Origin of the sequence: Pseudomonas paraeruginosa, from assembly GCF_003025345.2 — a bacterium.
GTDB lineage: Bacteria > Pseudomonadota > Gammaproteobacteria > Pseudomonadales > Pseudomonadaceae > Pseudomonas > Pseudomonas paraeruginosa.
Window position 1 is genome coordinate 145,015 of the sequence record NZ_CP020560.1, and the last position, 16,600, is coordinate 161,614.

Annotated in this window: 17 protein-coding genes; 8 read left to right on the forward strand and 9 right to left on the reverse strand. The window is 66.8% G+C overall.

Annotation, left to right across the window (positions count from 1 at the left end; all coding sequences use genetic code 11):
• Positions 1–118: 118 nt before the first annotated feature.
• The 4 genes from B7D75_RS00670 to B7D75_RS00685 all read right to left on the reverse strand — a co-directional run bounded on the left by B7D75_RS00670 (position 119) and on the right by B7D75_RS00685 (position 2,596).
• Positions 119–1,009 (reverse strand): LysR family transcriptional regulator, encoded by an 891-nt coding sequence (locus B7D75_RS00670; protein WP_043099741.1) that lies wholly within the window; start codon positions 1,007–1,009, stop codon positions 119–121.
• 285 nt (positions 1,010–1,294) lie between these two features.
• Positions 1,295–1,576 (reverse strand): type II toxin-antitoxin system toxin ParE, encoded by a 282-nt coding sequence (gene parE, locus B7D75_RS00675; protein WP_003156094.1) that lies wholly within the window; start codon positions 1,574–1,576, stop codon positions 1,295–1,297.
• Complete coding sequence (locus tag B7D75_RS00680; protein WP_034081045.1) at positions 1,573–1,800, reverse strand: CopG family ribbon-helix-helix protein; 228 nt, start codon at positions 1,798–1,800, stop codon at positions 1,573–1,575. Before B7D75_RS00680 ends, parE begins: the two co-directional genes overlap by 4 nt.
• 175 nt (positions 1,801–1,975) lie before the next feature.
• Positions 1,976–2,596: a hypothetical protein gene (locus B7D75_RS00685; protein ID WP_107113641.1), complete on the reverse strand. Its 621-nt coding sequence runs from the start codon at positions 2,594–2,596 to the stop codon at positions 1,976–1,978.
• A 100-nt stretch (positions 2,597–2,696) separates the two neighbouring features.
• Here B7D75_RS00685 and B7D75_RS00690 point away from each other — a divergent pair, with 100 nt between their 5' ends.
• Together B7D75_RS00690 and B7D75_RS00695 are read left to right on the forward strand one after the other, a co-directional pair.
• Complete coding sequence (locus tag B7D75_RS00690; RefSeq protein ID WP_034081042.1) at positions 2,697–3,197, forward strand: LEA type 2 family protein; 501 nt, start codon at positions 2,697–2,699, stop codon at positions 3,195–3,197.
• A gap of 72 nt (positions 3,198–3,269) precedes the next feature.
• The gene (locus B7D75_RS00695) at positions 3,270–3,611 is read left to right on the forward strand and encodes a zinc ribbon domain-containing protein YjdM (protein WP_003101229.1); all 342 of its coding nucleotides are present in this window, start codon (positions 3,270–3,272) and stop codon (positions 3,609–3,611) included.
• A 119-nt stretch (positions 3,612–3,730) separates the two neighbouring features.
• On the opposite strand, the gene gabP is transcribed toward B7D75_RS00695, so the two are convergent.
• The 4 genes from gabP to bauA all read right to left on the reverse strand — a co-directional run bounded on the left by gabP (position 3,731) and on the right by bauA (position 8,534).
• Complete coding sequence (gene gabP / locus B7D75_RS00700; protein WP_107113642.1) at positions 3,731–5,158, reverse strand: GABA permease; 1,428 nt, start codon at positions 5,156–5,158, stop codon at positions 3,731–3,733.
• A gap of 168 nt (positions 5,159–5,326) precedes the next feature.
• Complete coding sequence (locus tag B7D75_RS00705; RefSeq protein WP_033998080.1) at positions 5,327–6,820, reverse strand: CoA-acylating methylmalonate-semialdehyde dehydrogenase; 1,494 nt, start codon at positions 6,818–6,820, stop codon at positions 5,327–5,329.
• 80 nt (positions 6,821–6,900) lie between these two features.
• The gene (gene bauB, locus B7D75_RS00710; RefSeq protein WP_003083790.1) at positions 6,901–7,188 is read right to left on the reverse strand and encodes a beta-alanine degradation protein BauB; all 288 of its coding nucleotides are present in this window, start codon (positions 7,186–7,188) and stop codon (positions 6,901–6,903) included.
• Complete coding sequence (bauA, locus tag B7D75_RS00715) at positions 7,188–8,534, reverse strand: beta-alanine--pyruvate aminotransferase (protein ID WP_003156103.1); 1,347 nt, start codon at positions 8,532–8,534, stop codon at positions 7,188–7,190. The genes bauB and bauA overlap by 1 nt, the downstream gene beginning before the upstream one ends.
• Positions 8,535–8,669: 135 nt before the next feature.
• Between bauA and bauR the strand changes: the two genes are divergently transcribed.
• On the forward strand, positions 8,670–9,587 hold the full coding sequence (bauR, locus tag B7D75_RS00720; protein ID WP_011979172.1) for an HTH-type transcriptional activator BauR: 918 nt from the start codon (positions 8,670–8,672) through the stop codon (positions 9,585–9,587).
• Between the two features lie 105 nt (positions 9,588–9,692).
• Here bauR and guaD read toward each other — a convergent pair whose 3' ends face one another.
• Positions 9,693–11,063 carry a guanine deaminase gene (gene guaD, locus B7D75_RS00725; protein WP_074197354.1) on the reverse strand — a complete coding sequence of 457 codons (1,371 nt, stop codon included), beginning with the start codon at positions 11,061–11,063 and terminating at the stop codon, positions 9,693–9,695.
• Between the two features lie 322 nt (positions 11,064–11,385).
• On the opposite strand from guaD, the gene B7D75_RS29300 reads away from it, so the two are divergent.
• From B7D75_RS29300 to ahpC, 5 genes are all read left to right on the forward strand, one after another.
• Positions 11,386–11,826, forward strand: coding sequence for a hypothetical protein (locus B7D75_RS29300; RefSeq protein ID WP_162600462.1), 441 nt, complete (start codon positions 11,386–11,388; stop codon positions 11,824–11,826).
• A gap of 395 nt (positions 11,827–12,221) precedes the next feature.
• Complete coding sequence (locus B7D75_RS00730) at positions 12,222–13,793, forward strand: ABC transporter ATP-binding protein (protein ID WP_107113643.1); 1,572 nt, start codon at positions 12,222–12,224, stop codon at positions 13,791–13,793.
• The gene (locus B7D75_RS00735; protein WP_011979176.1) at positions 13,793–14,890 is read left to right on the forward strand and encodes an ABC transporter permease; all 1,098 of its coding nucleotides are present in this window, start codon (positions 13,793–13,795) and stop codon (positions 14,888–14,890) included. The genes B7D75_RS00730 and B7D75_RS00735 overlap by 1 nt, the downstream gene beginning before the upstream one ends.
• 23 nt (positions 14,891–14,913) lie before the next feature.
• Entirely contained in the window at positions 14,914–15,840 is a 927-nt protein-coding gene (locus tag B7D75_RS00740; RefSeq protein WP_107113644.1) for an ABC transporter permease, read from the forward strand.
• Between the two features lie 165 nt (positions 15,841–16,005).
• A complete protein-coding gene (gene ahpC, locus B7D75_RS00750; RefSeq protein WP_003083828.1) occupies positions 16,006–16,569 on the forward strand; it encodes an alkyl hydroperoxide reductase subunit C in 564 nt (187 codons plus the stop codon).
• The last annotated feature ends 31 nt before the right edge of the window (positions 16,570–16,600 follow it).

Genomic DNA, 16,600 nt, shown 5'->3' on the forward strand with positions numbered 1-16,600 from the left:
TATCAGCAGCGGCGGCAACGCCACCGGAGCGGCATCGGCGAGGTCACCCTGACCCTCGGCCGCTTCTCCTGACGGCACCTGGAGCCGGCCGGCGATCCGCCGGTCAGCTCCGCCGCCCCTACCCCGTAGCGAATGCCCGCCGCAGCGCTTCGATGGCGACCTTCACCTTGGCCGGCTGGGCATCACGCCGCGGTGTCACCGCATGGATCCCCAGGTCCGGTAACTTCCACTCCGGCAAAAGCCGCTGCAGGCGACCTGCGTCCAGGGCCTCGCGGACCTCCGGCAACGGCTGGCAGGACACGCCCAGCCCATCCAGGGTGAACTGGCGCACCGCGAGCATGCCGTTGGCCGCGACCCGTGGTTCCAGGCGCAGCTTGCAGACTTCGCCATCGGCGCCGGTGAGGGTCAGGAGGTTGAACTGACTGGCGGTGTTCAGGGCGATCCAGTCGAGCTCGAGCAACTGTTCCGGGCGTTTCAGCGGCGCGCGTTGGCGCAGGTAGCCCGGCGCCGCGCAGAGGATGTTGTTCCAGTCGCCGAGATGGCGCGCCACCAGGCTGGAGTCGGCGAGATTGCCGACGCGGATCGCCAGGTCGATGCGCTCGGCGACCAGATCGATGCGTTCGTCCTGGAAGAACAGCTGCAGGCGCAGCTGGCGGTGATCCTCCAGCAACGGTTTCAGCGCCTGGGTGATCAGCGAGCCGGACAGCCCCACCGGTGCTGCCAGGCGCAACTCGCCAACCGGCGCATCGCGCCATTCGCCAAGCCGTCGCTCGGCCTCCTCGGCGATCGCCAGCATCTGCGCGCAACTGCGATAGAACGCCTCGCCGGCTTCGGTCAGGGTCAGCCGGCGGGTGGTGCGATGCAGCAAAGTGACCTGGGCGCGGCTCTCCAGCCTGCGGATCTGCTGGCTGACTGCCGAAGGAGTCAGGCCCAGGCTCTCCGCTGCGGCTGCCATCGAGCCCTTGTCCACCACAGTGGCGAAGATCGCCATGCCTTTCAGCGAATCCAAGCCGGTTCCTCCTTATGGGTACCTCCGCCAGGGAAAAAGCGCCGGAAAGCGTGCCCAGCGGGCGAGGGCGTCGACTTTCGGAAAATGCGGACGCAGATAGGAGCGAAGAACAAGTCAATTAAAGAACTGATCAGCTAACCGTGGTCGCAAGTCAATCATTCTCATTGGGTTGGTCGAAAAATGTCCATTATTTGTGAATTATGGATGTTTCGTTCGAAATAAAGAAATTCGTACAAGTCAAGATAAATATTCGTTTTGAAACATCTTGTAACCGTGTGACCACTTTCAGGGGGTAATTTCGACCCTGTCGATGCGCAAAATCTGGATTTCCTTGCCTTTTACCCGAAATGGGGCGCTGAACGGCCAGCGCTCCAGCGCCAGGGTGCGTACGCCTGGCACCTCGCTGGGTCGCCCCGCGCCCTGGTTGGCCACCTCCTGTAGCGGTTTCACCTGCTCGACGATGTCCTGGACGGCTTTCAGCGCTTTCTCCGGGCCGATCAGCACCACGTAGTGGTCATAGATGGCGTCCAGGTCGGCGGCCGCCTTGCGAGTCCACTTCAGGCTCATTGCAGCCCCCAGCGCTTCTCGATCTCGAGGTGTTCCAGCAGGCGACCGGCATTGGCATCGGCCAGGCCTTCATCGATGGCAGCGACCTGCCACTGCTGCCTTTCCAGGTACTGCGCGAGCGCCTGCCGCAAGTGGTACGGACGGTCCCGGTGGGTGGCGCGGGCCAGTTCGTCGAGGGCCGCGACCAGGGCATCATCGGCGCGGAACGAGACTACGGTGCTCATTTTCTGATCAGCTTCGTTTTCGATGTATACGGTGTTTACAGTGAAAACGAATGTATACGAAAGCGATCGGGCGAGCAAATGCCAGGCTGTTTCGTCCGACGAAAAAACCTTTATCGATCAGTGGCTTGGATTAGGAGCCCGCCCCGAGCGGGGCGGGCGGAAGGGCGGCGCGGGATTACCAGGCCTGATTGAAGTGGAAGCCCCGCCTGGGCGAGAAGCGGGTGTTGACGAGCTTGTAGCCTTCCTCGCCGCGCGGCTTGACCAGCGAGACCTGGCCGACCTGCGGTTGGGTGATCTGTTGCAGGGTGGTCAGGCTGGCCTGCTTGAGCACCTCGGGGGTCTTCGCCCAGTCCTTCACTCCGCGTGGCCTGACCTCGACGGTGACGAGCCAGCCCTTTTCCACGGCCGGGCCGTGGTCGTCGGGCTTGGCGGGGTCTACCGAGCGGACGCTGACGTCGAAGCCGCTGCTGTAGCAGAAGGCCTTCAACTCGGGCTTGTAGTCCTCGCGGCCGGCGGGCGTGAGGGCGTAGGTATCGCCGTCGCGTTGCAGCAAGCCGACGCCGACCAGGGCGTCGTAGACCGCGGCGTTGCCTTTCGCCGGGCCGGGGCCGGAGAAGCTGTCGGAGAGCGTCACCGGGAACGCCTTGAACAGGGTGGAGCTGGCGCAGGCGGGTTTGTCGAAGCCGCGCTCGGTGAGCAGGCGGGCGATCTCCTCGCTGGACGGAGCCGGATCCGAGCAGGCGGCGAGGAGCAGCGGGAGGGCGGCGGCGAGGCCGCGCAGAACGTGTGTAGGCATGGGCATGTCCTTTGTCCATTGGCGCAGCCGGACCGGCTGCGCGGCGAATTCTACCGGCTGTGGCACCATGCACGTACATTCGACCCAAGGAGGAGAACCCATGCGCCTGCCCGCGAACCTCGGCCGCCTGCTGCTGGCCCTGTGCCTGGGCGCCCTGTTGAGCGCCTGCAGCACCTTCGGCCAGCGCGATCCGTTGCGTATCGACCTGGTCGGCCTGGAACCCCTGCCGGGGCAAGGCATGGAGATGCGCTTCATGGTCAAGCTGCGGGTACAGAACCCCAACGATCAGCCGATCGAATACAACGGCATCGCCCTCGACCTCGACGTCAACGGCCAGCCCCTGGCCAGCGGCGTCAGCGACCAGGCCGGCGAGGTGCCGCGCTTCGGCGAGCGGGTGGTGAGCGTGCCACTGACCGTCTCCGCCTTTTCCGCTTTCCGCCAGGCCTGGGGCCTGAGCAACAACGCTCCGACCCGGGGCCTGCCCTACGTGGTGAAGGGCAAGCTCGCCGGAGGCCTGTTCGGCACAGTGCGCTTCAGCGAAAAGGGCACCCTCGACTTCCCCGGGCCGGCCGTCGGCGTGCCGAAGACCAAGGGGCTCTGAGGCGGATCGGCAGGGCAGGGAGAAACCCTATATAATCTGCGGTTTTCGTCCCCCTGCTGAAGAGAGAATGCCGTGAGCACGCTGCCGCCCTGTCCCCAATGCAATTCCGAATACACCTACGAGGATGGCGCGCTGCTGGTCTGCCCTGAGTGCGCCCATGAATGGTCGCCGAACGAGGCCGCTACGGCGTCCGACGATGGCAAGGTGATCAAGGACTCGGTGGGCAACGTCCTCCAGGACGGCGATACCATCACCGTGATCAAGGACCTGAAGGTGAAGGGCTCCTCGCTGGTGGTGAAGGTCGGCACCAAGGTGAAGAACATCCGCCTGGTGGACGGTGACCACGACATCGATTGCAAGATCGACGGCATTGGCGCGATGAAGTTGAAATCTGAATTCGTCAGGAAGGTCTGAGACGACCTCTTGCCTGAAGAAGCCCGGCCATTGGCCGGGCTTTTCTTTGGAGGGCTGTCCGGGTTCTCTCTCCATGGGGAGGAGGGGCCGGGCCGGGTGGCGCCACCCCGGTGGTGGGCTCAGACCCGCGCCGTCTTCCCGGCGTAGTCCTCGCCGAGGCGCGGCTTGCGTCGCGCGTTGAGCAGCCCGAGGCAGACGGTGAATATCGTCAGCAGGGCAGTGGCGAACACCTCGTGGCGGTGCTCCGGCATGACCAGCATGGTGCTCAGCGCGGCGACGATGAACAGGATCACCGCCCAGGTCAGCCAGGGATACAGCCACATGCGGAACTCGATGGGCTGGCCGCTGGCCTGCAATTGCTTGCGCATGCGCAGCTGGGCCACGGCGATCACCAGGTACACCAATAGCGCCACGGCGCCGGAGCTGGCGAGGAGGAAGGTGAAGACCTTCTCCGGCGCGAAGTAGTTGACGATGGTGGTGAGGAAGCCCACCGCGGTGCTGGCCAGCACCGCCGGGCGCGGCACGTGGGCGGTGTTGGTCAGCTTGAGCACGCTCGGGGCGTCGCCACGCCTGGCCAGGGAGAAGACCATCCGCGACGAGGTGTAGATCGCCGAGTTCAGGCAGCTGGCCACGGCGACCAGTACCACCAGGTCGACGATCAGCTTGGCGTGCGGGATGTCCAGCAGCTCCAGGGCGCGCTGGTAGGAGCCGACCTGGATCAGCAGCGGGTCGTTCCACGGCACGATGGAAATCACGATGAAGATCGACACCAGGTAGAACAGGCCGATCCGCCAGATCACCGAGTTGGTGGCGCGGGTGATCTGCTTCGCCGGGTCCTTGGACTCGGCGGCGGCGATGGTGACGATCTCGGTGCCCATGAAGCTGAACATGGTCGTCAGCAGGGCGCCGAGCACCGCGCCGTAGCCATTCGGCACGAAGCCGCCGTTGCTCACCATCAGGCTGGACAGGCCGCTGACCTCGCGCTCCGGCAGGCCGCCGACGATGGCCACCGCGCCGAGGACGATGAAGGCGATGATGGCGATCACCTTGAGCAGCGCGAACCAGAACTCGAACTCGCCGTAGCGGGCCACGCTGAACAGGTTGGTGACGGTGAGCAGGAAGGTCACCGCGAGGGCGAAGATCCAGGTGTCGATGGCCGGGAACCAGGCGTTGAGGATGGCCGCGGCGGCGATCGCTTCGAGGGGGATCACCAGCACCCAGAACCACCAGTAGAGCCAGCCGATGGTGAAGCCGGCCCAGCGGCCGATGGAGCGGTCGGCGTAGGTGGAGAAGGAACCGGTGTCGGGGGAGGCGACCGCCATTTCCCCGAGCATGCGCATGACCAGCACCACCAGGGTGCCGGCGATCAGGTAGGCGAGCAGGGCGGCCGGGCCGGCGGCGGCGATGGCATGGCCGGAGCCGACGAACAGGCCGGCGCCGATCACCCCGGCGATCGACAGCATGGTGACGTGGCGTTGTTTCAGGCCGGGCGCGAGCGAGGCGCTGCGCTTGTCCGGCAGTTGTGAAGCCAGTACGACTTTGGACATCGTTGAGACCCTTTAATTGTTCTTGGGCAAGGTCTGGGCCGCCTTGTGGGCGACGCCATGGGCGCGGCCGTGGGTGAGGTTTCACGGCGGTGGAACGTAGCGGACTCCCGATTGCGGAAAAAGAAAAAAGGCATGGTCGTCACCGACCATGCCTGTCGTCGTCAGCCTTCAGAGGCTGGGGAAGGCGAATTGCGAGGCCTCGTGGCTGGCCCGCTGCGGCCAGCGCTGGGTGATGGCCTTGCGCCGGGTGTAGAAGCGCACGCCGTCCGGGCCGTAGGCGTGGAGGTCGCCGAACAGCGAGCGCTTCCAGCCGCCGAAGCTGTGGTAGGCCACCGGCACCGGCAGCGGGACGTTGACGCCGACCATGCCGACCTCGATCTCGTCGCAGAACAGGCGGGCGGCCTCACCGTCGCGGGTGAAGATGCAGGTGCCGTTGCCGTATTCGTGGTCGTTGATCAGTTGCATGGCCTCTTCCAGGCTGTTGACGCGAACCACGCACAGCACCGGGCCGAAGATCTCTTCCTTGTAGATGGTCATTTCCGGGGTCACCCGGTCGAACAGGCTGCCGCCGAGGAAGAAGCCGTTCTCGTGGCCGGCGACCTGGTAGCCACGGCCGTCGACCACCAGCTCCGCGCCCTGGGCCACGCCGCTGTCGATGTAGCCGGTGACCTTGGCCTGCGCGGCGGCAGTGACCAGCGGGCCCATGTCGAGGCCGCAGGAAGTGCCGGCACCGATCTTCAGCGCCTTGATCTGCGGCACCAGCTTGGCGATCAGCGCGTCGGCCACCTGGTCGCCGACGCATACCGCCACCGAGATCGCCATGCAGCGCTCGCCGCAGGAGCCGTAGGCGGCACCCATCAGCGCGCTGACGGCGTTGTCGAGGTCGGCGTCGGGCATCAGCACCGCATGGTTCTTCGCGCCGCCCAGGGCCTGCACGCGCTTGCCGCGCTTGGTGCCCTCGGCATAGATGTATTCGGCGATCGGGGTCGAGCCGACGAAGCTGATGGCCTTCACTTCCGGCGCCTGGATCAGGCCGTCCACGGCTTCCTTGTCGCCGTGCACCACGTTGAGCACGCCCTTCGGCAGGCCGGCTTCGTGGAACAGCTCGGCGATCAGCAGGGTGGAGCTGGGGTCGCGCTCGGAGGGCTTGAGGATGAAGGTGTTGCCGCAGGCGATGGCCAGCGGGTACATCCACAGCGGCACCATCGCCGGGAAGTTGAACGGGGTGATCCCGGCGACCACGCCGATCGGCTGGAAGTCGCTCCAGGCGTCGATGTTCGGGCCGACGTTGCGGCTGTACTCGCCCTTGAGGATTTCCGGGGCGGCGCAGGCGTACTCGACGTTCTCGATGCCGCGCTTGAGTTCGCCGGCGGCGTCTTCCAGGGTCTTGCCGTGCTCTTCGCTGATCAGCTTGGAAATCCGCGCCTCGTTCTGCTCCAGCAGTTGCTTGAAGCGGTACAGCACCTGTGCACGCTTGGCCGGCGGGGTGTTGCGCCAGGCCGGGAAGGCGGCCTTGGCGGCATCGATGGCTTTCTGCAGGGTCTTGCCGTCGGCCAGCGGGACCTTGTGGATGGCTTCGCCGGTGGAGGGGTTGAAGACGTCGGCGCTGCGGCCGCTGTCGGCGACCAGTTCGCCGTTGATCAGGTGTTGGAGCATGCCCATCTTGTTTTCTCTTCTCGCTAGGGGTGATGAAAGGGCCGTGGCCCTTTCCCTTTACCCGCTCCCTGGGGAGCGGGTGCGGATCATTTGATCTCGGTCTCGACGAAGACCACTTCGTGTGCGCTGGCGTTGATCACGTTGTGCTCGACGCCGGCCTTGCGGAAGTAGGCCTGTCCGGCGACCAGCGGCGCGTGGCGGTCGCCCTCGGGGGTTTCCAGCAGCAGCGTGCCGTCGGTCAGCGGTACCACCACATAGTCGTGGCCGTGGCGGTGGCGCCCGGTTTCCGCGCCGGGGGCGAAGCGCCATTCGGTCACGATCACCTCGGCGTTGTCCACCTGCACGGTGGGTACGGCTTGCGGGCGGCCGCTCATCAGGCGATGCCGTCGAGCGCTTCGCCGACCGCGTCGAACAGGCGGTCCAGCTCTTCCGGCCTGGCGTTGAAGGTCGGGCCGAATTGCAGGGTATCGCCGCCGAAGCGCACGTAGAAACCCTGTTGCCAGAGCTTCATGCCGGCCTCGAACGGACGTACGGTCGGATCGCCGTCGCGCGGGGCGATCTGGATCGCGCCGGCCAGGCCGCAATTGCGGATGTCGATGACGTTCTTCGCGCCTTGCAGGCCGTGCAGGACCTTCTCGAAGTGCGGCGCCAGCTCGGCGGACTGCTGCACCAGGTTGTCGCGGGCCAGGATGTCCAGCGCGGCGAGGCCGGCGGCGCAGGCCACCGGGTGCGCGGAGTAGGTGTAGCCGTGGCTGAATTCAACCGCGTGCTCGGGCAGCGCCTGGTTCATGAAGGTGTCGTAGATCTCGCTGCTGGCGATCACCGCGCCCATCGGCACGGCGCCGTTGGTGACCTGCTTGGCGACGTTCATCAGGTCCGGGGTGACGCCGAAGTATTCGGCGCCGCTGTAGGTGCCCAGGCGGCCGAAGGCGGTGATCACTTCGTCGAAGATCAGCAGGATGTTGTGCTGGTCGCAGATCTCGCGCAGGCGCTGCAGGTAGCCGACCGGCGGCACCAGCACGCCGGCGGAGCCGGACATCGGCTCGACGATCACCGCGGCGATGTTCGAGGCGTCGTGCAGTTCGATCAGCTTGAGCAGTTCGTTGGCCAGTTCGACCCCGCCGGTCTGGGCCATCCCGCGGGTGAACGCCATGCCCGGTTGCAGGGTGTGCGGCAGGTGGTCGACATCCATCAACTGGCCGAACATCTTGCGGTTGCCGCCGATCCCGCCGAGGCTGGTGCCGGCGACGTTGACCCCGTGGTAGCCGCGGGCGCGGCCGATCAGCTTGGTCTTCTGCGGCTGGCCCTTCAGGCGCCAGTAGGCGCGGGCCATCTTGATCGACGTGTCGGCGCATTCGGAGCCGGAACCGGTGAAGAACACGTGGTTCAGTTCGCCGGGCAGCAGCTGGGCGATCTTCTCGGCCAACTGGAAGGACAGCGGGTGGCCGTACTGGAAGCCCGGCGAGTAGTCGAGGGTGCCGAGCTGGCGAGCCACCGCCTCCTGGATTTCCTTGCGCGAGTGGCCGGCGCCGCAGGTCCACAGGCCGGACAGGCTGTCGTAGACCTTGCGGCCCTTGTCGTCGGTCAGCCAGCTGCCTTCGGCGGCGACGATGATCCGCGGGTCCTTCTGGAAGTTGCGGTTGGCGGAGAAGGGCATCCAGTGGGCGCGCAGGTTGAGTTCGCTGGAAACCGGCGGGGCCACGTTGAGCGGCTGGTTCATCGTTCGATCCTCGGGCTTTCTTGTTGGAGGGTTCCGCGCACGCGGCGGCGGAGCGTTTGGATCAAGCTTGGCCCTGACGAAAGGTTAGATAAAGCTTATTCTTCTCACGTTTGGTTTCGACTGGGTAAAACAATAATGGGCAAATCCCGCAACCCTTCGCTCGGCCAGGTCAGCGATTTCGATATCCGCCTGTTGCGCATCTTCAAGACCATCGTCGAGTGCGGCAGCTTCTCCGCCGCCGAGAGCACCCTGGGCCTCAGCCGCTCGGCGATCAGCCTGCACATGGGCGACCTGGAGAAGCGCCTGGGCATGCGCCTGTGCCAGCGCGGCCGCGCCGGCTTCGCCCTGACCGACGAGGGCCGCGAGGTCTATCGCGCGACCCAGACCCTGCTGGCGGCGCTGGAGGGCTTTCGCGCCGAGGTCAACGACCTGCACCAGCACCTGCGCGGCGAGCTCAACATCGGCATCATCAACAACCTGGTGACCCTGCCGCAGATGCGCATCACCCACGCCCTCAGTACGCTCAAGGGACAGGGGCCACAGGTGCGGATCAACATCGGCATGACCACTCCCAACGAGATCGAGCTGGGCGTGCTCGACGGTCACCTGCATGTCGGCGTGGTGCCGTTGATCAGCCCGCTCTCGGGCCTGGAGTACCTGCCGCTGTACGACGAGCACGCGCAGCTCTATTGCAGCCGCGGCCACCCGCTGTTCGAGCGCGCCGACGGCGACATCGCGGTGGACCAGGTGCTCGCCGCCGACGCCGTGGCGCCCAGCTACCGCCTGCCCGCCGAAGCCCAGGCGCGCCACCAGGAGCTGAACAACAGCGCCAGCGCCTCGGATCGCGAGGGCATGGCGTTCCTGATCCTGACCGGCAACTTCATCGGCTACCTGCCGTCGCACTACGCCGCCGACTGGGTCGCCGCCGGGATGCTCCGCCCATTGCTGCCGGAGCGCTTCCACTACGCCATCGCGCTGACCATCGTGACCCGCAAGGGCCGCCGGCCGAACCTGGTGCTGGAGCGGTTCCTGGAGGCGGTGGCGGTGTCATGAGGATCTGGCTGGAGTGATGCCGGCAGATTGGCGCGGTATGCGCCCTTTGCTCATCCGGGCGAGGGGCGGTGGAGGAGCGCCAGGCCGATCCAGCGTGGGTGAGGCTCACCCCTTCGCATGGCGCCGCTCCCCCAGCACCCAGGTTGCCGCCACCGCGCGGTCGTCGCCCAGGGTGTTGAGCACGAACAGGGTATCGGCCAGTCCGCGCGCATGCTCCATGCGCTGGGCGATCATCGGCGTGGCGGCGAGGTCGAGGGCGACGAAGTCGGCCTCGCGGCCGGGCAGGAAATTGCCGATCAGGCCGTCCAGGCCGAGCGTCCGGGCGCCGCCGAGGGTGGCCAGGTAGAGAGCCTGGAACGGATCGAGACTGGCGCCGCGCAATTGCTGGATCTTGTAGGCGTCGGCGAGGTTGGCCAGCAGCGACAGGCTGGTGCCGCCGCCGACGTCGCTGCCGATGCCGACACGGATGCCGTACTGCTGGGCGCGGCCAAGATCGAACAGGCCAGAACCCATGAACAGGTTGGAGCTGGGGCAGTGCGCCAGCGCCGCGTTCTTGTGCGCCAGGCAGCGGCACTCGCGTTCGGACAGGTGGATGCCGTGGGCGAACACGCTGCGTTCACCGACCAGCCCGGCACGGTGATAGACGTCGAGGTAGTCCTGGGCCTGGGGAAACAGCTCGCCGACCCAGGCGACTTCCTTGAGATTCTCCGAGAGATGGCTGTGCAGGTAGACGCCGGGATACTCGTCCAGCAGGCGCGCCGCCGCGGCCAACTGCCCGGGCGAGGAGGTCGGCGCGAAGCGCGGGGTGACCGCGTACTGCAGGCGTCCGTTGCCGTGCCAGCGCTCGATCAGCGCGCGGCTCTCGGCGTAGCCGCTGGCCGCGGTATCGCAGAGTGCCGGCGGGGCGTTGCGGTCCATCAGCACCTTGCCGGCGATCATCCGCAGGCGGCGCTTCTGCGCGGCCTGGAAGAAAGCTTCGGCGGACACCGCATGGACAGTGCCGAATACCAGCGCGGTGGTGGTGCCATGGCGCAGCAGTTCGTCGAGGAACAGCTCGGCCTGGACGGTGGCATAACCGGCATCGGCGAAGCGCTGCTCGGCGGGATAGGTGTGGGCCTCCAGCCAGTCCAGCAGCTGGGTGCCGTAGGAGGCGACCACCCCGAGCTGCGGATAGTGCACATGGCAGTCGACGAAGCCGGGCAGCAGCAAGCGTCCCGGATGCTCCTCCAGCGCCAGGCCGGCGGGCAGCCGTGGCAGCAGGTAGGCGGCGTGGTCGAGGGCACGTACCTGGCCGTGCTCGATCCACAGCAGGCCGTCGTCGAAATACTCCCAGGCCTTGTCGCCGAGCTTCGCCGGGTCGCCGAGGAAATGCAGGATGCGCCCGCGGTGGGCCGAGCTGCTCATCGCGCGTGCGCCGTGACCGGAACACAGGGCAAGCGGGGGGACGAAGTTGCCAGCCGATACCGCATCGTTCATCTCCTCTGCCGCAGGAAAGGGCTTTCGCCTCTTTTAGTCCGGAAAATCGGTGGAAATATCCCGCCCTTGGCGCGCGATGCCCCGCCGGAGGTATCGGCGAAGAACGCCAGCGGAGTCTTCATCGGGTCCCCGGCTTTGTCATTATGCGCTGTGCGCATGCTGTGGATAAGTCTGTGTGCAGAGTTTCTGCGAAGGGCCGGGCGAGCCGTCGCGGGCAGCGTGCTTCCGGCCTCCGGCAGGTAGTCCGCGCAAAGTGCTTCGGCACCATGGAAACGCCTTGCGAAATGCCCGGCCGGCGACCGGCCCTTCTGTGGGTTTGTCTGTGGAAAAGCTGTTCGCATTAGCCACTGAAAAAGTTGCTTCGCTGGCTGGCGGAAAGGCTTCAGGCGGGGCCGCAGGATTTCTCCTGGCCGGCGAAAAACCCAGGGAAAGGGCGATGTGGGAGGCGCCACAATGGTGCGTCGCCAGACTGTGGACAGCGCAGCCGTGCATGGCCGCGCCGAGCATGCCCCCGTCGATCACCGCGGACTTCGCTGAAAAGCCGGGAAACCCAGTGTTCACGGGCCAGCGGACGCTGAAAGGGAACATCCTTGAGGCATTTTCGCGGACGCTCTCGATCGGCGCGATTCCTGTGGAAAAGCTGTTGGCAAACTGTGCTGTATGCATGCCGCCGGGTCTCCTCCGGGGATTCAGCCGAGCGCTGGTCTCGTCGGCGGGCGGTATTCCGCCGTACTCCCCTGAGCGGCTGTTGAAGGCTTGTTGATAAGTCTGTTGGCAAAGTGTTGGAAAAAATGTCTCGCCGGGTCGCGTTCATGGCCTGCCGGGTTGGCTGTTTTCTGTCCACCACGGTAATCGTGAAATTCGCCGGGACGGTCGGCGGGGATGGCTCCCCGGGATGCCGGGCGGCTGTCGGCATGCTGTGGATAACTCTGTGCGCAAGGTGGTGATGACTGTTTCGCGACAAATGCCCACGTTCGTTCGTCGCCGCGCTGCTCGCAAATGCGTCGTGGTCTGCGGGGCGTGCCCCGGCGTGGTGCCGGCGGCTGCCACGCCGCCACTGACGGCGAGCGGGGAAACCAGCGCCACGGGGCTTTCCTGACTTCCTGGCCAGGTATTTGCAACGGCGGCGCAATCGCCGAGCCACCGACCGAGCCCGCCATGACTACTGTTTCCTCCCCCGCGCCGCCGCGCCTCGAATTGCGCGGGATCAGCAAGCGCTATCCGGGTTGCCTGGCGAACGACCGCATCGACCTGCGCATCGACGCTGGCGAGATCCATGCCCTGCTCGGTGAGAACGGCGCCGGCAAGAGTACGCTGATGAAGATCATCTACGGTGTGACCCGGCCGGACGCCGGCGAGATCCTCTGGCAGGGCGAGCCGGTGCGGGTGCGCGACCCGGCCGGCGCGCGGGCGCTGGGGATCGGCATGGTGTTCCAGCATTTCTCCCTGTTCGAGACCCTCAGCGTGGCGCAGAACATCGCCCTTGCCCTGGGCACCGAGGCGGGCGGCCCGCGCCGGCTGGAGGCGCGCATCCGCGAGGTCTCGCAGCGCTACGGCATGCCGCTGGAGCCGCGCCGGCTGGTCCATGGATTGTCCATCGGCGAGCGCCAGCGGGTGGAGATCGTGCGCTGCCTGATGCAGGACATCCGCCTGCTGATCCTCGACGAGCCGACCTCGGTGCTGACCCCGCGCGAGGCCGAGGATCTCTTCGTCATCCTGCGCCGTCTGGCGGAGGAGGGGTGCAGTGTCCTCTTAATCAGCCACAAGCTGGCCGAGGTTCGCGCGCTCTGCCGGCGCGCCACGGTGCTGCGCGGTGGGCGGGTGGCCGGGCAGTGCCTGCCGGCGCAATGTTCCGATCTCGAGCTGGCGCGGCTGATGGTGGGCGACGCCGAGGGCCTGGCGGCGGAGTATCCGAAAGTCGCCGGCGGCGCACCTTTCCTCCAGGTGCGCGACCTGCACTGGCGCAACCCGGACCCGTTCGGCGTGTCCTTCGCCGGCCTCGACCTGGAGGTGCGCAGCGGCGAGATCCTCGGTATCGCCGGGGTCGCCGGCAACGGCCAGGATGAATTGCTCGCCCTGCTCAGCGGCGAGGTCCGCCTGCCGCGCGTCCAGGCCGGGCGTATCCGCCTCGGCGGCACTGCCGGCGGACACCTGGCGGCGGATGCGCGGCGCCGCGCCGGCCAGGCCTTCGTTCCCGCCGAGCGGCTGGGGCATGGCGCGGTGCCGGAGATGAGCCTGGCGGACAATACCTTGCTCAGCGCCTTCCAGCGGGGACTGGTGAAGCGCGGGTTGGTCCGGCGGCGCAAGGTGCTGGCGCTGGCCGAGGAGATCATCCGCCGTTTCGCCGTGAAGACCCCGGGAGCCGGAGCGCCGGCACGCAGTCTTTCCGGCGGCAACCTGCAGAAGTTCATCCTCGGCCGCGAGATCCTCCAGAGCCCGCGCCTGCTGGTGGCGGCGCATCCCACCTGGGGCGTGGACGTCGGCGCGGCGGCGCTGATCCACCGCGCGCTGATCGCTTTGCGCGATGCCGGTACGGCGATCCTGGTGGTCTCCGAGGACCTCGACGAGCTGTTCCTGCTCAGCGACCGCATCGCCGCGCTGTGTTCGGGGCGGCTGTCCCCGGTGGTCGCCACCGCGAGCGCTTCGCCGCAGCAGGTCGGCGGCTGGATGGCCGGACAATTCGAGGCGCCGGCGGCGGTCGCCGGCGCCGTTGCCCAAGGGAGCCTGTGATGCTGTTGTCCCTGGAACCGCGTGGCCGGCAGTCGCGCTGGATACTACTGGCCTCTCCGCTGCTGGCGGGGCTGCTGACCCTGGTCTGCGGCGCGCTGCTGTTCGCCGGTCTCGGTCACGATCCGTGGCAGGCCCTGCATACCGTGCTGGTACAGCCGGTCAGCGATCTCTACGGGATCGGCGAGCTGCTGGTGAAAGCCATGCCGATCCTGCTTTGTGCCCTCGGCCTGGCGCTGGCCTACCAGGCGCGCGTGTGGAACATCGGCGCGGAGGGCCAACTGCTGATCGGCGCCCTGGCCGGCAGCGCGGTGGCGATCCAGTTGCTCGACTGGCAGAGCCGCTGGGCGCTGGCCGGGGTGCTGCTCGCCGGGAGCGCTGCCGGGGCGTTCTGGGCCGGGCTCGCCGCCTGGCTGCGGACGCGCTTCAACGCCAACGAGATCCTGACCACCATCATGCTCAACTACATCGCGCTGAACCTGCTGCTGTACGGCGTGCACGGGCCGTTGAAGGACCCGGAGGGCTTCAACTTCCCGCAGTCGGCGCTGTTCGGCGAAGCCAGCCGCCTGCCGGCGCTGTTCGAGGACAGCCGGGTGCACTTCGGCGCGCTGTTCGGCCTGCTGGCGCTGGCGGCGGTCTGGGTGCTGGCGCAGCGCAGCTTCCTCGGTTTCCAGGTCCGCGTACTCGGCCTGGATCGCCGCGCCGCCGGTTTCGCCGGTTTCCGCGAGAAGCGCCTGGTCTGGTTCGTCCTGCTGTTTTCCGGGGCGCTGGCGGGGCTGGCGGGCGTCTGCGAGGTCGCTGGCCCGATCGGCCAGCTGGTGCCGCAGGTCTCGCCGGGCTATGGCTACGCGGCGATCACCGTGGCCTTCCTCGGCCGCCTGAACCCCTTCGGCATCCTCGCCGCCAGCCTGCTGATGGCATTGCTCTACCTGGGGGGCGAGGCCGCGCAGATGAGCCTCAACCTGCCGCTGGCGCTGACCGGGCTGTTCCAGGGAATGATGCTGTTCTTCCTCCTCGCCTGCGACGTGCTGATCCTCTACCGCCCGCGCCTGCACGGGCACTGGCGCAAGCGCCCGGCACTGCGCGACGCCCTGGCCTGAAACCGCTTCGTCGAGGAACCACGATGGACATCGATCTGCTGAACAACCTGCTGTTCGCCATGGTCCGCACCGGTACGCCGCTGCTGCTGGTGGCGCTGGGCGAACTGGTCTGCGAGAGGAGCGGGGTGCTCAACCTCGGCCAGGAAGGGATGATGCTGTTCGGCGCGGTGATCGGCTTCATGGTCGCCTTCTCCAGCGGCAGCCTGTGGCTCGGCGTGCTACTCGCGGTGCTCGCCGGGATGCTGCTGGCGGCGCTGTTCGCCGGGGTCGCCCTGTACCTGAACGCCAACCAGGTGGCCTGCGGCCTGGCGCTGACCATCTTCGGCGTCGGCCTGTCGTCGTTCGTCGGCGCCGCCTGGGTCGGCAAGCCACTGCAGGGCTTCGCCCCGCTGGCGCTGCCGGTGCTGGGTGAGTTGCCGCTGCTCGGGCGCATGCTGTTCGCCCAGGACGCGCTGGTCTACCTGAGCCTGGCGCTGTTCGCCGCGGTCGCCTGGATGCTCCTGCGCAGCCGTGCCGGGCTGGTCCTCCAGGCGGTCGGCGAGAACCCCGACGCGGCCAGCGCGATGGGCTTGCCGGTACTGCGCGTGCGCACCCTGGCGGTGCTCTTCGGCGGGGCCATGGCCGGCCTGGCCGGCGCCTACCTGTCGCTGGCCTATACGCCGATGTGGGCGGAGAACATGACCGCCGGGCGTGGCTGGATCGCCCTGGCGCTGGTGGTGTTCGCCAGTTGGCGGGTATTCCGCGTGCTGCTCGGCGCCTGGCTGTTCGGCCTGGCCAGCATCCTGCACCTGGTGGCCCAGGGGGGCGGCCTGGCGATTCCGGCCAACCTGCTGGCGATGCTGCCCTACGTGGCGACCATCCTGGTGCTGGTCCTGCTCTCCCGCGACGCCTTGCGCACCCGGCTCTACGCCCCGGTTTCCCTGGGCCAGCCGTGGAAGGCGGGTCTCTGACCGAGGTGGGTTGTACGATTAGTTGTTTTAACTATTTATATATACTTCGATAGATTTAGATAATTTCACTGATGGCCTAAATCAATGGGGCATTTTTGTCGAACCCCGTTAAGATTCTCCCAGTCGATTTGAAACACCCCCATTCAACTGAGAGAGGAACGACTGATGTCCCTGATCAACACTCAAGTCCAACCGTTCAAGGTCAACGCTTTCCACAACGGCAAGTTCATCGAGGTGACCGAGGAATCCCTGAAGGGCAAGTGGTCGGTCCTGATCTTCATGCCGGCTGCCTTCACCTTCAACTGCCCGACCGAGATCGAAGACGCCGCCAACAACTACGGCGAGTTCCAGAAGGCCGGTGCCGAGGTCTACATCGTGACCACCGACACCCACTTCTCGCACAAGGTCTGGCACGAAACCTCGCCGGCCGTCGGCAAGGCCCAGTTCCCGCTGATCGGCGACCCGACCCACCAGCTGACCAACGCCTTCGGCGTGCACATCCCGGAAGAAGGCCTGGCTCTGCGCGGTACCTTCGTGATCAACCCGGAAGGCGTGATCAAGACCGTCGAGATCCACTCCAACGAGATCGCTCGTGACGTCGGCGAGACCGTGCGCAAGCTGAAGGCCGCCCAGTACACCGCTGCCCACCCGGGCGAAGTCTGCCCGGCCAAGTGGAAGGAAGGCGAGAAGACCCTCGCGCCGTCCCTGGACCTGGTCGGCAAGATCTAAGACCGCGCCGGCGGCATTCGCCGCCAGCCTC